The organism is Sulfurimonas sp. (assembly GCF_026988655.1).
In the GTDB taxonomy this organism is placed as follows: Bacteria; Campylobacterota; Campylobacteria; order Campylobacterales; family Sulfurimonadaceae; genus Sulfurimonas.
This window is the reverse complement of record NZ_JALSKT010000066.1, coordinates 1-15,070: the sequence shown is the minus strand read 5'-3', so window position 1 is coordinate 15,070 and position 15,070 is coordinate 1. Positions and strand designations below refer to the sequence as shown.

Here is a 15,070-nt window from a genome sequence, read left to right as displayed (position 1 = left end):
TCGCTATATCTACTCTGCTCATCTGTATTTCTTTTATTTTCTATGTTAGAGTCTAACCTATTTGTACCTTGCAAAACTCTAAAGAGTTTAGTCCATTTGATATTTAAAGATTATACTTGCATAACCTGTTACCATATTATTAAAAGTATATGTCACATTATTTTTCGTATTTACCGCATCAAGCAATATCATTCTCGCACCTAATTCAAAATCAATAAGTTTAGATACATGAATATTTAAACCTGCATCTCCTCCATAGTATGGGTCAGAAATTGTGCGTTTAAAACCTTCAGATGGCACCGTGTACTTCATATTTGCATACCCTGCATTAACACCCAGATAAATGTTAACTCTTTGTGAAATATTTAACAGGTAGTCAAGTTGTGCACCATATGTAGTAATATATTCAAAATCACCATCAGGATCATTGTAATAATTAGCAGTCAAAAAAATTCTATAGTTATAAGACTGTGCCCCAACTTTAAGTCCAATACCTGTAAGATTTTTCCTATCTGATTGATAGGTTGTTGCAGTATCAATGTCACTACTAACACTAGCATAACTCCCCTCAATACCTATTAAAGAAAAATCTTTAGCTGACAAATCATTTTCAGCTATTGCAGAAGTTGTTAAGAAAGCACAAAGAGCTACTGCTCCGATTAATTTATTTTTTATCATTATATTCACCTTTTAAAATTCGCTTGCTACACTTATGTTTTTTATAGTAATAGATCCGGCTTTTGATTCATGCTCTGTAACACCTTGTATCTCTACATATGCCACACCATCACCTGCTCCAACATTATCACATGTCCCAACTTGTCCATGATAAATAACATTTGTATAACTAATATTATCACTTGTAACTATATCTAAGCCAAAATTCGCATTTCTATACCATTCTGGCGCATCTTTCAATTCTATAGGCATGTAAATCGTCTGATTTGAAGTATTTGCAGAGATGCTAGCAGTTCTATCTTCAAATCCAGTCGTTCGTAAAGTGACTTTTTGTACTTCACCAAATTTTGAAGTAATGTTCCCATCAAGTGTACGACCAATAATTTCCGCACCAATCATAACAGTTTTACCACCCAAATAGTAAGGATAATCAACTTTGATCTGAGCAATTCCATTTTCATTTATCTTACTTACATTTCCATCTACTCTAATCTGTGCTACAGACTCTTCTCCACCACGACAAGTGTCTTGACGGTAGTTATGTCCTACAGCAAAGCCTAGATTATCAACAACAGCATCTGCATCAAAATTGTCTATCAATTTTAGTTGATCAGTTCCTACTCCACTGGTATCAATATCCCATTTTCCAGAAGCATTATATGTATACGCATTACCAAAGGTAAATAGAAAGTCATTATATATATCTACATTACTAAAATCTCTTCCAGTCACTTCAAATATATCATTTATAGGGTCCATTGAGCCGGGAAACTCACCTGCAACCTGTGGAATATTTGGTCTAGAAAACAACCTTTTTCCATCTGCTGCATCAAAAACATAACCAGTGATCATAGAAAGAGAAATACTTGGACTTGTATTGACTCTATTTTGGTATCTATCAGTCACTAAAAGGGTGTAGTTTTCTTGATATAAACCAGTATCTTCGTATGAAGTTCCATTATATATAATGCTCATTGCCGTAGGAGGACCAGAAAAAACCACTATACTATAAACCTTACTCATATTTTGCTCTTGATTGTTTTCATCAATAAAACTAGCATCAACTTGGAGAGGAATTAAACCAGACTTTGTATTTGAGTTTATATTTACCGTTATATTGTTCGTATCAACAGAGATAGAAGCGACATCCGAATTACCAGAACTATCAGATAACAAACCTAAATTAGGATTCAAGGTAGTCACCGTCAATGAATTTATATTATCATCTGTAACAGCATTCCCATTCACATCATATATACCATATCCGACAGTTTTCGCACTGTTAAGATTCATAGTTACATCATCATTTATACTTGATTTTATTTCGTAACTTGTAAGTATAGTTTGATTTTCTTCAGGAACTATTGACATTGTGTATATTTGTACGTTTGAAGCATTTGATTCTGGGAAAAAACCAAAATAGAGATTAGAAGTATCATCTTTTAAACTCTTTGGACCAGTATATGTAAAAGTTGCCACACCATTAACTAGGGGTGAAACATAAGAGTCAAAAGTCCCTACATCTCGTCCAGTTTTCACATCGGGAGAGTTTATAATTTTAATATTACCATCTGAATATGGATTATTAAGATTATCATAGGCTCTTACATCTATAGTAACAATTTGGCTATTGGTAGTTAACTCTGTGCTTGAGACTGGTAAAACTACTGTAATTGATGACGTTTCATCAACAGTAGTGTTGTTATCTGGTGGAAGAATAATATTCCCACCCCCACTAGTGCTAGACGAAGTGTCACTATTATTACCACATCCACTAAACGAGAACGCAATTACTAGGCTTAACGCCAATATCTTATACAAATTCATACAAAATCCTTAAATTTTAAAACCATGCTATAACAAGAAGTAATATATTGTACATAAAGATATATAAATTCTAAATTAGTCCTGATAAAATTATCACTATTTTATGATTTTATATTTTTTGCGCATACATAAGCACTTGAAAATGCCCACTGGAAATTATATCCACCCAATTCTCCTGTTATATCGACAACTTCCCCTATAAAATAAAGCCCTTTTACTTTTTTTGACTCTAAAGTGTCAAAATCTAGCTCTTGGCTCACTACACCCCCACGACTTACTTCTGCTTTTGTAAAACCAAAATTCCCTGCTGGAGCAAAAGTATAATGATGTATCTTTCTTAAAAGCTCTTTTTCTTCTTTAGTAAGTTTAGTACACTCTTTATCTTTAACATCTACTGCGTTTAGAAGTGCTTTTGCTAATCTTTTTGGCAGTCCAATTGTAGAACTTACAAGCTTTTTCCCACCATTTTTTACAAGAGTTAAAATATCTTTATTTGGCAAGAAGTCAATACTCATCTCTCCTTTTTTCCAATAAAGTGAAGCCGAAAGCACAGCTGGTCCACTGATGCCTTTATGCGCAAAAAGCATTTCTTCTTGTAAAGTTCTATCTCCAACTTTTATATGTACATAACAACTCAGTCCACTCAGATCTTTCATCCAAAATTGTTCTTTTTGCAGAGTTAGTCCTACTAAAGCAGGTGTAAAAGGTTTCACTTCAATCCCAAAATCTTGTGCAATCTTTAAGCCGATATCACTTGCACCAAAACTCTTAAAACTTTCTCCACCTGTTGCAACAACAACTTTTTTAGCCTTATAACTGCGTTTATCACTTCGGACTTCAAAAATCTCAGCATTTTTACTTACTGAGATAATTTTTTCATTTAAAATCATCTCAGCATTTTTTGCACTGCGTTTAAGTACTTCAATTATATCTTCAGAACTATTCTGACAAAAGTAATATCGCCCTTTTCTTAGCTCAAGCTCTACTCTATTTCTATCTAAAAAACCCAGCAAGTTATCACGAGAGAATTTTTTAAAGACTTGAGCCAATAACTCTTGATTACCATCAAAATTATCTAATGCAACACGTACATTTGTTATGTTGCATTTGCCACCGCCAGATATTTTTAATTTTTTTGCCGGTTTTTCATTACTATCAATAATTACTGCGTTTACTTTTTTACCAAGATTGCCCGCGCACATCAGCCCTGAAGCACCTGCACCGAGAATTAAAACATCATATATTTTCATAGGCTAATTATACGGTATAATTGCATAAATGAATTATAAAGAAGAGATATGAGCAACAAACTCCACATAGTATCACTCGGATGTACGAAAAATCTCGTAGATACAGAAGTAATGATGGGTAAATTACAAAATTTTGAACTAACAGACAACAATGAAGAAGCAGATGTTATCATCGTAAATACTTGTGGTTTTATTGATGCAGCAAAAGAAGAATCACTCAACACAGTACTTTCTTTGCATGATGCAAGAAAAGAGAACTCTCTTTTAGTGATGGCAGGCTGTTTGAGTGAACGCTACCAAGATGAGCTTATGGAGCAAATTCCTGAAGTCGACATCTTTACAGGTGTTGGTGATTATGACAAAATCGATGAACTTTTGATTGAGAAGAAAAGCCGTTTTTCTGATGAAGTATTTTTGATCGATGGTGCTGAGCGTGTCGTTACAGGTTCTTCTTATCATGCCTACATTAAGCTCTCTGAGGGATGTAATCAAACGTGTAGTTTTTGTGCTATTCCATCTTTTAAAGGGAAACTAAACTCTCGTAATTTAGATTCTATAGCCAAAGAAGTTGAAGGTCTTGTTGCAAAAGGCTACTGGGATTTTTCTTTTGTATCGCAAGATTCAAGTTCTTATCTACGTGACCAAAATATAAAAGATGGACTTTCTCTTTTGATACAACGCATCGAGCTTATCGAAGGTGTAAAATCAGCGAGAATTCTTTACTTATATCCTTCGACAACAAGCATGGCATTGTTACAAAATATCGCTAAAAGTAAAATCTTTCATAACTATTTTGATATGCCAATCCAACACATAAATGACGATATGCTGCGTTTAATGAAACGTGGGTTTGGAAAAGATAAAACACTAGAGCAGCTAAACTACATGAGAAGTTTACCAAACTCTTTTGTTCGTACAAGTTTTATCGTTGGGCATCCACATGAAACACAAGAGATGTTTGAAGAAATGTGCAAGTTTACAGCCGAATTTGGATTTGACCGTGTCAATGTTTTTTCATACAGCGATGAAGAAACAACTTCAGCTTATGACATGAAAGATAAAATTTCTGATGAAGTCAAGGCTGAGCGTGCACAAATTCTTGGCGATATTGTAAGTGAGTGTACAAAAGCGTCTTTACGTAAAGATATCGGTACAACTTGTGAACTTGTTATTGATGGGCAGAGTGATGAACATGAGTATCTGCTAAGTGCGAGAAAACTCATTTGGGCTCCTGACATTGACGGTGAGATTTATGTCAACGACCGCAGTATCGATGAAGACCTTGAATTTGGTAAAATCTACACTGCACAAATCACTGAACTTGTTGGGGATGTTTTAACAGCAACTGTAGATAATGCTCACACAAACGACTAAATCTGATTTAACACATACAAAAAATCTTCTGGCATTTTCTGCTGGAGGAGACTCTACTGCACTCTTTTTTTTACTCTTAGAACACAAAATCTCTTTTGATATCGCCATCGTTGATTATGGAGTAAGAGAGCAGAGTAAGAAAGAAGTTACTTACGCACAAGAACTTGCCAAGCAGTACAATCTAAAATGCTACCTGCACACCGCTAAGATCATAAAAAACAACTTTGAAGCGAATGCTAGAAAGATACGATATGATTTTTTTGAAGCACTTATACAAGAACATGGCTATGACGCACTCTTAACTGCTCACCATTTAGGTGATAGATTTGAATGGATGTTAATGCAGTTTTGTAAAGGTGCTGGCTGTGCTGAACTTAGCGGTATGAAGTACAAAGATAAACGCGGTGATTACACCCTTTATAGACCACTCCTGCATCTTGATAAACAAGAACTACTGAAATATCTCCATAACAAAGGTATACCATACTTTGAAGATGAAAGTAATGAAGATGAAAAGTACAAACGCAATATTTTTCGTAAAAATCACACGGTACCACTTTTAAAAGAGTATCTTCATGGCATTAAAAAAAGTTTTGCGTATCTTGATGAAGATGTTGATGAACTTATACAAGAGTGTGAACTAACGAGTATCAACCAACTAGCTTACTTTCAAGATAGCCATTCTAAACGCAGTAATATTTATACCATAGATAAGTATCTCAAATCCCTTGGACACATTATCACAGCGAATGAACGATTGTTCTTAAAAGAAAATAGAACGCTTGTAGTTGGTAGAAAGTATGTTATCACACAGACAAAGAGTTATATCTTTATCGCTCCCTACATTCAAGCTTCTAAGATGTCTAAAACATTCAAAGAGCGCATGAGAATCTTACAGATTGATACAAAACTTCGTGGTTACTTAGCATTAGACTCTGAAGCTGTTGCATTAGTGTCACGATTATTACAGTAAACTTTCATCGTAAAAGATGACTTTATCATTTCACCTTCTCGCTTAAAATTTATTGGAAAATTTACACCAATTATCCAGTCACTTTTATTGAGTGCATCTAAAAAATCATAGAAGTTTTTTGGTGAACTTATCTGTGAAGTAGTATTAACTTCATATACAGCGAACTCATTTTCATCATTTACTTTTGAAATTTTAGAGAGTGTTAGTGCCGAAAAATAACTTTTATATTTTTTTTCAAACCTATCAGGATTAAATATATTATCAAACGCAGTAATAATGTTTTTATTTTTACTTTTTAGTTCTTTGAGTTTTGCCATTGTTTCATCATGAAAGTTTTCATATTTATGCAAACTTTTCATCGTTTTTTGAAGAACTAGACGTGATTCTCTATACTCTTTTCCATTTGGAATTAAAACAAAAAAAGCAAAAAGAAGCACAAATAAAAAAAGAAAAAATGATAGGAGTAGCATATATATATAATGGCGAGAAATATTAATCTTCATTACTATTTTCCTCATTTGGGACTTCTAAAGAATCTTCACTCATATAATTTGTAGAGACGAAGTATAACCAGCCATTTTTAGTAGGGTAAAAACTACTATAAGTTTCTTGAAAGATAGAACGCAATGGTGCTTGAAGCATAAAGTTATAAACATCTTTATTTGGGGTAATTCCGTAAAGAATCAAGCCATTTTTCAAAAGTTTCGCTTCTGAGAGTGTTATACGTTGTGGTACCAAATCAAAGAGGTTTGAGATAGAATCTTTAAGCACCGTATTTTGTGTGAAGACTCTCTCAGCTAATGCTTTTTGCTTTTGAATATAAGCAATTTTGGTTTTCATATCTTCAAGACTCTCGATAAGTTTAGCTTGCTGCGTTTGCATACTCTTTTGCTCTTTTGTAAAATTATAATCTTTATAAAGTAAAAAAAGATACGTGCTAAAAAGCATAAAAATCGTTATGGCAAAAAAAGATAGAATCAACTGCACTTCTTGTGTGAAAGGGCTCTTTTTTCTTGGCTTTATATAACTGTACATCATAATTTCAACTCCGCTTTTGCAAGCTCACATACTTCAAGTGCCAAGTCTATCTTACGTATATAGACATTAAAAAACATCTCTTCCTCAAGGTACTTTTTCAAATCACTTGTCACACCTGCATAATCTGCGATATAAACATTTTCTATAAAACGACTCTCATACTTATCATCTTTATAAAATTTCCCAACAGCGGACTGAATAAGTGTAAATCTCTGATAATCTTCATTAAATTTACTATCGTCTGCTTGAGTTACATCACTGTTGGAGTCCAATAACTCTTCTTCTATGTCTTTGTTTTCTGAAAACTCATCAATGTCATCAATCTTATCCAAATCTTCAATATTACCAAAATCATCTAGTTCATCAGCTTCTTCACTCTCATGACCTGGGATATCTATATCATCAAGTTCTATTGAATCCTCAGCATCTATTAACAAGTCATCTTCTAAATCTTCACTCAATGATATTTCGTCAACTTCATCTTCACTCATCATGTCCAAATGGTTTGCATAAAGCAGCTGTGAATTTTCAAAAATGCTCAGAGATAAAAAACTATCCTGTATTAAAATATACATAGCAAGCTTACTTTTTATCTTATCAGCAAAAAAAGTACTGATGATAGAAAAAGGTGAAAAAATATAATCCACTCCAATATCTTCACATTTTGCTTCAATCTCATACAAATCACTTTTTGAAGTATAAAACATCCATTTGTCGTCATAACATTTGTATTCTGAAGTACTCAAGTCAGCATAATATTCAATTCGATTTTTAGAACACGTAGGCACAGCACCTTGATAGGAGGACATATCCAATAAAGATACATAATAATATGGCGACTCCCTCGTGTACGTCGTGATAAATTCATACATTTCATTGTTTAAGCTCGTAGTCTCAAACTCTTGATGTAGGGAATTGACAACTCCCTTTTTAGAGCAGAGCTCAATATAAACAACAGTTGTAGTATGCTTGAGCACAATATTGACCAATACTTTTAAATATAAAGCTTCAAATAGTTTATCTAGCACTATTTCTCCCCACCACACAAGGGATGTGCTTTATTGTAATTTTGCTGTTTCAATGCACTACCTAATTTTGTATAAATTTGTGTTGTCGCCATAGAGGCATGACCTAAAAGTTCACTTACATCAACTATGGGAGCTCCTCCATTGAGTAATGAAGTTGCATAAGAATGCCGTAATTGATGTGGTGTCACCTTTAAGCCAACCCGCTTAAAGACTTTAGTAATCGTATATCTTAGACTATTTTCGCTTAATTTTTCGCCTTTTTTTTCAAAAAGAAATTTTTTCACACGAAAAGTCTCCCTATATTCATCAAGTAGCTCTTTTGTAGAATCGAGCAAAGGAACATCTCTTTGTTTATTTCCTTTTCCAAGTACACGTACCCATTCGCTAGAAATATCATCAAGCCTTAAAGAAGCAAGTTCAGAAATTCTAAATCCCAAAGTATACAGCATGCTTACTACAAGTTTTTCTTCTAAACTGGCATAAGAGAGTGCTTCTAAAATATGATCATGTGAAATTGGCTTTGGCAAGGTTTTTGCTACTTTTATGCTTTCATCCGATTTAAGTACTATATTCATATCCTGAGTATTAAGATACTCACAAAATGAACGTATAGCACTGAGTTTTTTACTTATTGTTTTTGGATTTAAAGATACAATATGCAGCCTGTAAGGCATAAGGTTGAATAAGGTATGAGAGGCTTGGGTTTGTATCTCTATAAAACGAAAAGCTTCTTTGAGTGTTTCATCGTAACTTTTTACAGTGAGTTCTGAATACCCTCTGCTTTCTTGCAAATAATCTAAAAATGCAAGTCGCTGCTTATCTATTGACTTTTTCAAGAAGTTTCTCAAAGTTATCGTGATATTTTCTTGCTTCATCCACCAAATCTTTATCTGTAATCACACTAGGAGCAAGTTTGGTAAAAGAATCAACAACTATTTCACTCATCATTTTGATTCGCGCTCTATCTGCATCACTCAAGGTCTCTTTTGCAGCCATTTCATTAATCTCTTTGAGGTAAGATTTTGCTTGATCTATATACTCCTGATACTTCATAGAAGTTTTTGACTGTGCCATTACAGTAGAAGCCATACGATTATATACATCCATACTAAAAGCTTCATTTGCTAAAGAATATGCTTGCTTATAGTCCCCTACTTCATAATAATACTTCGCTTGCAGTGATTTTTGATAAGAAGGATGCATCACAAAATAAACAAGCATTGTAAACAATAATCCCAATGCGATAAATGGAAAGAAAAATTTATTTTGCATGTAACAATCCTTTTTTAATACGTGAACGAGCTTCTTCCATTGACATATCACTTATATCCAGCTCAGTTGTGGCATAATAATGCAAAGTACCAAAAGGCTTTGGAATAATAAACTTATCCCATGAATTTAGCTGCCAATACTTCGTCGGCTTGATCTCAAGCAACAGTATTTTTGCTTTAGTTTTTTGTGCCATCATTATTATACCATTTGAAACCTCATGTCGGGGTCCTTTTGGTCCATCTGGGGTTATTCCTATATCATAGCCTTCCTTTAAAGAACGAATGGCCTGTATCAAAACCTTTGTTGGACTCTTATCAGATGATCCTGCAATAGTATCTAAACCAAAATATTTTACTGTTTTAGAGATAATTTTACCATCAAAATGGGGAGAAATTAAGACTTTAGCATGTGGTGTTTTTCTGTAATATTTATAAAGATAAGGAAGCATAAGAAGCTCTCCATGCCAGCAAGCAAAGATGACAGGATCATCTGTGATTCTTTGAGGAGCATGAAAAACTTTTTTATTTGTAAGGTATAAAAATCGTATAAGTAAGGAGCCAATAAAAGGAACAAATACAAGGGCGAGTGATCGACCAAGCTTTTTACGCAACTATTTCCCCTGTTAATACTGCTCTACCAACCTTTGTTATTTTCACATCTCTAAATTGACCTAAAAGTTCTTCCGAGCCTTTGACTTTGATGACTAAGTTTGTATCACTTCGTCCTGAGACAAAATTATCTTTATTTAATGCTTCAAAATAGACTCTAAAAGTTTGTCCTAGATATTTCACTCGTATTGCATCAAGAAGTTCATTGTGTGAACTTTGTAGGTAACTTAGGCGCTCGGATGCTACGGCATCATCAACACTATTTGTAAAGTGTTCAGCCTCTGTTTCAGGACGAGGAGAGTATTTAAAAGAAAAAATTTGATCAAATTTTACTTTGTTTACTACATCTATTGTATCTGAAAAATCTTCATCACTTTCACCTGGGAATGCTACAATAATATCTGTTGAGATACTCACTTCAGGACATACGCTACGTAATTTTTCTACACGATTTAAAAACCACTCTTTTGTGTAGCCACGTTTCATGTCCTTAAGGACTTTTGTCGAACCACTTTGCAGTGGCATATGCATAGACTTACATATCTTTGGATTATGAGCAAACTCTTCTATAAACTCATCATCCATATGAAAAGGATGCGGCGAAGTAAAACGAATACGTTCAATTCCCTCAATCTTAGAGAGCCTACGTAAGAGTTCAGTAAAATTAACTTTTTCATGTTCACTTGAAGAGAAACGGCGACCATAATTGTTCACATTTTGACCAAGCAAAAATATCTCTTTTGCTCCATTTTTAGCAGCACGTTTTGCTTCATTGACAATCAATTCATCTGGAATAGATATCTCATCACCACGTGTTTTTGGAACGATACAAAAAGTACATTTTTTATCACACCCTATGGAGATATTGATAAAAGCTTTATATGGTGATGTACGAAAATCATCAAATGCGAACTCACTCTCATCATAATTAATATCTATCTCAACCGCTTTATCTTTGTGTAAAACTTCACTGATTTTTGAAACATTTCTAGCGCCCAAAACAAAGTTAACATAGGGTGCTTTTTTGATAATCTCTTCGCCAAGATGTGAAGCTGTACAGCCACAAACACCAATCTTAGCAGATGGTTTCTTTTTCTTGTTAAATCCACCTAATTCTGAAAAAAGTTTATGTACAGGGCGCTCTCTTACAGAACATGTATTTATCAAAATCAGGTCAGCATCTTCTATGTTTTGAGTTGTTGTATAGCCCTCTTTTTCATGAAGCTGCGCAATCATATGCTCGGAATCTCGAGTATTCATAGCACAACCTAATGTTTCAATAAATAGTTTTTTACTCATTTATGCTCTTTAGCTCATTATGTGAACTTGGTACATATAGTCATTATCTGACAAACCATACTTCACTTCGCTCATATAAAAACTTTTTCCCATTGCTTCATAGTGATCTTGAAGTGCTAGTAAATCTTTGTGAGAATTTTCTCTATCAAAATAAAAAATTATACTATCGTTTTTTGCCACTTCCGCATCTAGCTTCTCCAAGTCAACTTTTTTAGGTTTTGCCTCTAAATCTGTTCTTGCAAATTTCAAATCCATTACTTATCCTTTAATTTATTTTATAAATTTAAGGGAACCTTTTTTATTCCCTTTTACACGCCAAAGGAAGTAATTCCTTTGACTACGTTAACACTTGGTTTCCTTCGGCAGGAAGCCCACGCCATTTTATGGCTTTTTCTTTGCTAAAAGTTTTGGATTATACTTAAAATCTACTAAATCTTTGGTTAAAGATGTTTTTAGCACAATTTTAGTATAATATCAAACTTCATTAAGAAATCCCAAAAATCATTATCATTGTTAGATTTCTTGATCATACTATAAGGATACTATTCACTATGGAAAAAATATTAGACATTGCCGAAGCAATTGCACACGAAAAAGGTTTACAACCAGAAAAGGTAATGGAAGCGCTAAAAACTGCTTTTGTTCAAACGGCAAAAAGAGTTATTAATCCAAATTTTGCTTACGAAGCACAAATTGATGAAAATACAAAAAATTTAAGTCTTGTACAGACTATTACAGTCGTTGCTGATAATGACGAAAAACTTCAAGATGAACAAAGAGCACCAGAATTTATCTCAATCACAGAAGCAAGAGAATATGACGATCAAGTAGAACTTGGAGATCAACTTCAAATAGATCACGACTTAGAAGATTATGGACGAACTGCCGCCTCCCAACTTCATCGTGAAATAGAGTACCATATTCAAAGACTTGTTGAAGATGAAATTTTCAACAAATACAAATCAAAAGTAGGCACACTTGTAAGTGGACGCGTTACTCGTGTTGATTCCAAGAACAACACATATATTGAAGTAGATGAAATTCGTGCTGTTCTTCCTATGAAAAGTCGTATCAAAGGTGAATTGTTTCAAGTTGGAGACCACATCAAAGCTGTTGTTCGTCGTGTAAACATGGACAAAGAAAATGGTATGCAAATTGAACTCTCTCGAACAAGTCCTAAATTTTTAGAAGCACTTTTAGAACTTGAAGTTCCAGAAATTGCTGAAGGTTCTGTTATCATCGAAAAATCAGCACGTATTCCTGGAGAGCGAGCAAAAATAGCACTTTTAAGTACACATCCTCAAGTCGATGCGGTAGGTGCTACAGTTGGGATCAAAGGTGTTCGTATAAACGCAGTAAGCCAAGAACTTATCGGTGAAAATATAGACTGTATTGAGTATACAACTATTCCGGAGCTTTTTGTATCTCGTACTATGAGTCCAGCAATTATTTCTCATGTTGAAATTGTTAAAAATGAAGAGGGTGAGAATGAAAAAGCTATTATCACCCTTCCAATTGATCAAAAATCAAAAGCAATTGGAAAAAGCGGTATAAACATCCGCCTTGCTTCTATGCTTACTGGTATGCAGATAGAACTTCTAGAGACTGATGCTGTAACAAATGAAGATGGCGAAATAGAAGAGAAAAAAGATAGTGTTGATGCACTAGAAGCACTCTTTAGTTAAGCCGAGTTACTTTAACACTTTTATATAGCTTACTAAGTGTCAGGTCTGGCACTTACGTTCTAGTGATATAAGGGTTGAGTCTTAAAAGTATCAAATCAGCCAGCATATTTCCAAACAGCGTTAAAAACGCTGTAATCATCAAAATCCCCATAATTATGGGATAATCACGACTTAACGCACTCATATAAAACAACTGTCCCATTCCTTCAATACCAAAAATTGACTCTAAAATAACACTCCCACCTATAAGCCCTGGCAGAGAGAGACCTAAAAGAGTAATGATAGGTGGCATTAAATTTGGTAATACATAATAACGCAAAAGTTTTCCTTCACTCAATCCCCGTGATAGCGCAAAATAGTAGTAGTCACTCTTAAGTATCTCTAAAGTAAGAGAACGGATGTAGATTATCATACTCCCTAAGCCTGTAAACATCATCACAGCAATAGGCATACTCAAATGCCATACCATATCTAAAATATTGGCAAAGCCATCTTTTGCTTCTATACTATGAAGACCTGCTATGGGGAACCATTCAAGTTCGATTGAGAAAAAGATAATAAATAAGAGTGCAAGATAAAAAGAAGGCATAGAAAAAGAGAGTAAAGATAACTGACGGATAAAATAATCGCTTTTAGTCTCATAGCTAAACGCAGCTTTTATACCTAAATACAGAGAAAAAACAAAAACAAAAATAAGAGCAATAAGATTCATAGTAAGTGTCACGGGGAGTCGCTGTAAAATTTCGCTACTAACATCCTGACCACTAACAAATGAAATACCAAAATTTAGTGTCAAAATATTATATATCCAGTCGAAATATTGGGCAAAAAGAGGCTTATCGAGTCCGTAGACAGCTTTGAGTTTTTCTATCGCCTCGGGTGTCATATTTGGATTGAGTCCACCTGCTGAAAAAAAGCTGTTGGGTGCTGCATGAATCGCTAAAAAAGATATAAGTGATATCAAAAAAAGCATAAAAAAGATGTAAAAAGATTTGTTAAAGAAAGTAATCATGAAAGATTATAACATAAAATAAAAAGAGTTAAAAAACTTATCCCAAAAGGGATAAGTCTACTTCGAGTTTAGTAAGAGTTTACTACTAGAAGTTTAGTGTAGCGTAAACTTGAACTAGATTAACAGCATCTGGTTGAACACCAGCTACTTTACCAGTTTGGTAGTTAATCAATGCAACAGTTGCATCTAAGGCACCAAAAGATCTGCTTGCAGTTACAGTGTATTCTGTTACATCATTAGAACCAGTTGCTTTTGCTTGATCAGCATAAGTAAAATAGAATCCAAAATCAGCAACATCTTCTACTGGAGCTTCTAATGTTACATTGTAAGCTTGCGTATCTGCCGCAGTTACATAACCATAGTTCCACCATGCTTCAGTATATAGTTTAGACTGAGCTGTACCAGTTGCTGTTGCAGTATTAAAACCTGCAGCACCAAGAGTACCATCCTTATTTGTTTGTGAATATGCCACTTTTGCAGTAAACATATCTTTCATACCATAACCTAACATTAATGCATAAACATTATCTTCTTTTGCGCCATTACCAGCTGCAGTAACACCTGAATATTGAGCACCAGCGATTAAACCATCAACACCTAAAGTAGATGCATCTAAATCAGCTTGCAACCAATATGCTTGTGCCAATTTAACAACATCATAGTACCATGCTTGAACAGCAAGTGGTTTCCAAGAGTTATTAATAATACCTGCTGCATATGCTCCATTTGTACCATATGTTGAAAAATCACCATTTGCATTCACAACGCCAGCTGCTGCTAAACCATGAGTTGTAACATTACTTTGTGCTGCACCATTGTCTCCAAAAGCTTCAGTACCATTTCCATTACCAATATAAGCACCAACTAAAGTTGTATCTGGAATATCTTGGTTGATTAGTACTGCCGCATCAAAAGTATTTTGCTCGATTGTCCATGTCTCAGTAAATGCAAGAGGAGTATCAAGAACCATACGACCAAGTTTTGCAGTTGTTTTTCCTGAAGTTGCAGCTACCCACGCTTCATTGA

General features: G+C 34.3%; 15 protein-coding genes and 1 pseudogene. 3 read left to right on the top strand and 13 right to left on the bottom strand.

Going from position 1 to position 15,070, the window contains the following annotated elements; translation table 11 throughout:
- Positions 1 to 87 precede the first annotated feature (87 nt).
- The 3 genes from MV052_RS07215 to MV052_RS07205 form a co-directional block, all read right to left on the bottom strand.
- Positions 88 to 678 (bottom strand): outer membrane beta-barrel protein, encoded by a 591-nt coding sequence (locus tag MV052_RS07215; protein ID WP_297442450.1) that lies wholly within the window; start codon positions 676 to 678, stop codon positions 88 to 90.
- A gap of 12 nt (positions 679 to 690) precedes the next feature.
- Positions 691 to 2,505, bottom strand: coding sequence for a hypothetical protein (locus tag MV052_RS07210; protein ID WP_297442447.1), 1,815 nt, complete (start codon positions 2,503 to 2,505; stop codon positions 691 to 693).
- Positions 2,506 to 2,606: 101 nt separating this feature from the next.
- Positions 2,607 to 3,755, bottom strand: a complete 1,149-nt coding sequence (locus tag MV052_RS07205) for an aminoacetone oxidase family FAD-binding enzyme (protein WP_297442444.1) — start codon at positions 3,753 to 3,755, stop codon at positions 2,607 to 2,609.
- A 48-nt stretch (positions 3,756 to 3,803) separates the two neighbouring features.
- Between MV052_RS07205 and rimO the strand changes: the two genes are divergently transcribed.
- Entirely contained in the window at positions 3,804 to 5,129 is a 1,326-nt protein-coding gene (gene rimO / locus MV052_RS07200) for a 30S ribosomal protein S12 methylthiotransferase RimO (RefSeq protein WP_297442441.1), read from the top strand.
- A complete protein-coding gene (gene tilS / locus MV052_RS07195) occupies positions 5,110 to 6,102 on the top strand; it encodes a tRNA lysidine(34) synthetase TilS (protein ID WP_297442438.1) in 993 nt (330 codons plus the stop codon). The genes rimO and tilS overlap by 20 nt, the downstream gene beginning before the upstream one ends.
- Here the strand turns inward: tilS and MV052_RS07190 are convergent.
- Genes MV052_RS07190 through MV052_RS07155 form a run of 8 tightly spaced genes read right to left on the bottom strand, consistent with a single transcriptional unit; the run spans position 6,048 to position 11,602 of the window.
- Entirely contained in the window at positions 6,048 to 6,605 is a 558-nt protein-coding gene (locus tag MV052_RS07190) for a hypothetical protein (RefSeq protein WP_297442436.1), read from the bottom strand. The two genes, tilS and MV052_RS07190, sit on opposite strands and share 55 nt — an antisense overlap.
- Complete coding sequence (locus MV052_RS07185; RefSeq protein ID WP_297442454.1) at positions 6,595 to 7,089, bottom strand: hypothetical protein; 495 nt, start codon at positions 7,087 to 7,089, stop codon at positions 6,595 to 6,597. Before MV052_RS07185 ends, MV052_RS07190 begins: the two co-directional genes overlap by 11 nt.
- 47 nt (positions 7,090 to 7,136) lie before the next feature.
- Positions 7,137 to 8,168, bottom strand: a complete 1,032-nt coding sequence (locus MV052_RS07180; protein WP_297442433.1) for a hypothetical protein — start codon at positions 8,166 to 8,168, stop codon at positions 7,137 to 7,139.
- Positions 8,168 to 9,004, bottom strand: coding sequence for a tyrosine-type recombinase/integrase (locus tag MV052_RS07175; RefSeq protein ID WP_297442430.1), 837 nt, complete (start codon positions 9,002 to 9,004; stop codon positions 8,168 to 8,170). Before MV052_RS07175 ends, MV052_RS07180 begins: the two co-directional genes overlap by 1 nt.
- Entirely contained in the window at positions 8,985 to 9,440 is a 456-nt protein-coding gene (locus tag MV052_RS07170) for a hypothetical protein (RefSeq protein ID WP_297442427.1), read from the bottom strand. The genes MV052_RS07175 and MV052_RS07170 overlap by 20 nt, the downstream gene beginning before the upstream one ends.
- Positions 9,430 to 10,050: a lysophospholipid acyltransferase family protein gene (locus tag MV052_RS07165; protein ID WP_297442424.1), complete on the bottom strand. Its 621-nt coding sequence runs from the start codon at positions 10,048 to 10,050 to the stop codon at positions 9,430 to 9,432. The genes MV052_RS07170 and MV052_RS07165 overlap by 11 nt, the downstream gene beginning before the upstream one ends.
- The gene (miaB, locus tag MV052_RS07160) at positions 10,043 to 11,347 is read right to left on the bottom strand and encodes a tRNA (N6-isopentenyl adenosine(37)-C2)-methylthiotransferase MiaB (RefSeq protein WP_297442421.1); all 1,305 of its coding nucleotides are present in this window, start codon (positions 11,345 to 11,347) and stop codon (positions 10,043 to 10,045) included. Before miaB ends, MV052_RS07165 begins: the two co-directional genes overlap by 8 nt.
- Before the next feature lie 9 nt (positions 11,348 to 11,356).
- Positions 11,357 to 11,602, bottom strand: coding sequence for an HP0268 family nuclease (locus tag MV052_RS07155; protein ID WP_297442419.1), 246 nt, complete (start codon positions 11,600 to 11,602; stop codon positions 11,357 to 11,359).
- 296 nt (positions 11,603 to 11,898) lie between these two features.
- On the opposite strand from MV052_RS07155, the gene nusA reads away from it, so the two are divergent.
- Positions 11,899 to 13,032: a transcription termination factor NusA gene (nusA, locus tag MV052_RS07150; protein WP_297442416.1), complete on the top strand. Its 1,134-nt coding sequence runs from the start codon at positions 11,899 to 11,901 to the stop codon at positions 13,030 to 13,032.
- Positions 13,033 to 13,084: 52 nt separating this feature from the next.
- On the opposite strand, the gene MV052_RS07145 is transcribed toward nusA, so the two are convergent.
- The gene (locus MV052_RS07145; protein ID WP_297442413.1) at positions 13,085 to 14,044 is read right to left on the bottom strand and encodes an ABC transporter permease; all 960 of its coding nucleotides are present in this window, start codon (positions 14,042 to 14,044) and stop codon (positions 13,085 to 13,087) included.
- Between the two features lie 85 nt (positions 14,045 to 14,129).
- Positions 14,130 to 15,070, bottom strand: a pseudogene (locus MV052_RS07140) (hypothetical protein); the annotation flags it as partial.

What these genes read in the sequence shown, in the direction of transcription:
- MV052_RS07215 (WP_297442450.1), bottom strand. Translation starts at nt 678, where the DNA reads ATGATAAAAAATAAATTAATCGGAGCAGTAGCTCTTTGTGCTTTCTTA.
- MV052_RS07210 (WP_297442447.1), bottom strand. Translation starts at nt 2,505, where the DNA reads ATGAATTTGTATAAGATATTGGCGTTAAGCCTAGTAATTGCGTTCTCG.
- MV052_RS07205 (WP_297442444.1), bottom strand. Translation starts at nt 3,755, where the DNA reads ATGAAAATATATGATGTTTTAATTCTCGGTGCAGGTGCTTCAGGGCTG.
- rimO (WP_297442441.1), top strand. Translation starts at nt 3,804, where the DNA reads ATGAGCAACAAACTCCACATAGTATCACTCGGATGTACGAAAAATCTC.
- tilS (WP_297442438.1), top strand. Translation starts at nt 5,110, where the DNA reads ATGCTCACACAAACGACTAAATCTGATTTAACACATACAAAAAATCTT.
- MV052_RS07190 (WP_297442436.1), bottom strand. Translation starts at nt 6,605, where the DNA reads ATGAAGATTAATATTTCTCGCCATTATATATATATGCTACTCCTATCA.
- MV052_RS07170 (WP_297442427.1), bottom strand. Translation starts at nt 9,440, where the DNA reads ATGCAAAATAAATTTTTCTTTCCATTTATCGCATTGGGATTATTGTTT.
- miaB (WP_297442421.1), bottom strand. Translation starts at nt 11,347, where the DNA reads ATGAGTAAAAAACTATTTATTGAAACATTAGGTTGTGCTATGAATACT.
- MV052_RS07155 (WP_297442419.1), bottom strand. Translation starts at nt 11,602, where the DNA reads ATGGATTTGAAATTTGCAAGAACAGATTTAGAGGCAAAACCTAAAAAA.
- nusA (WP_297442416.1), top strand. Translation starts at nt 11,899, where the DNA reads ATGGAAAAAATATTAGACATTGCCGAAGCAATTGCACACGAAAAAGGT.
- MV052_RS07145 (WP_297442413.1), bottom strand. Translation starts at nt 14,044, where the DNA reads ATGATTACTTTCTTTAACAAATCTTTTTACATCTTTTTTATGCTTTTT.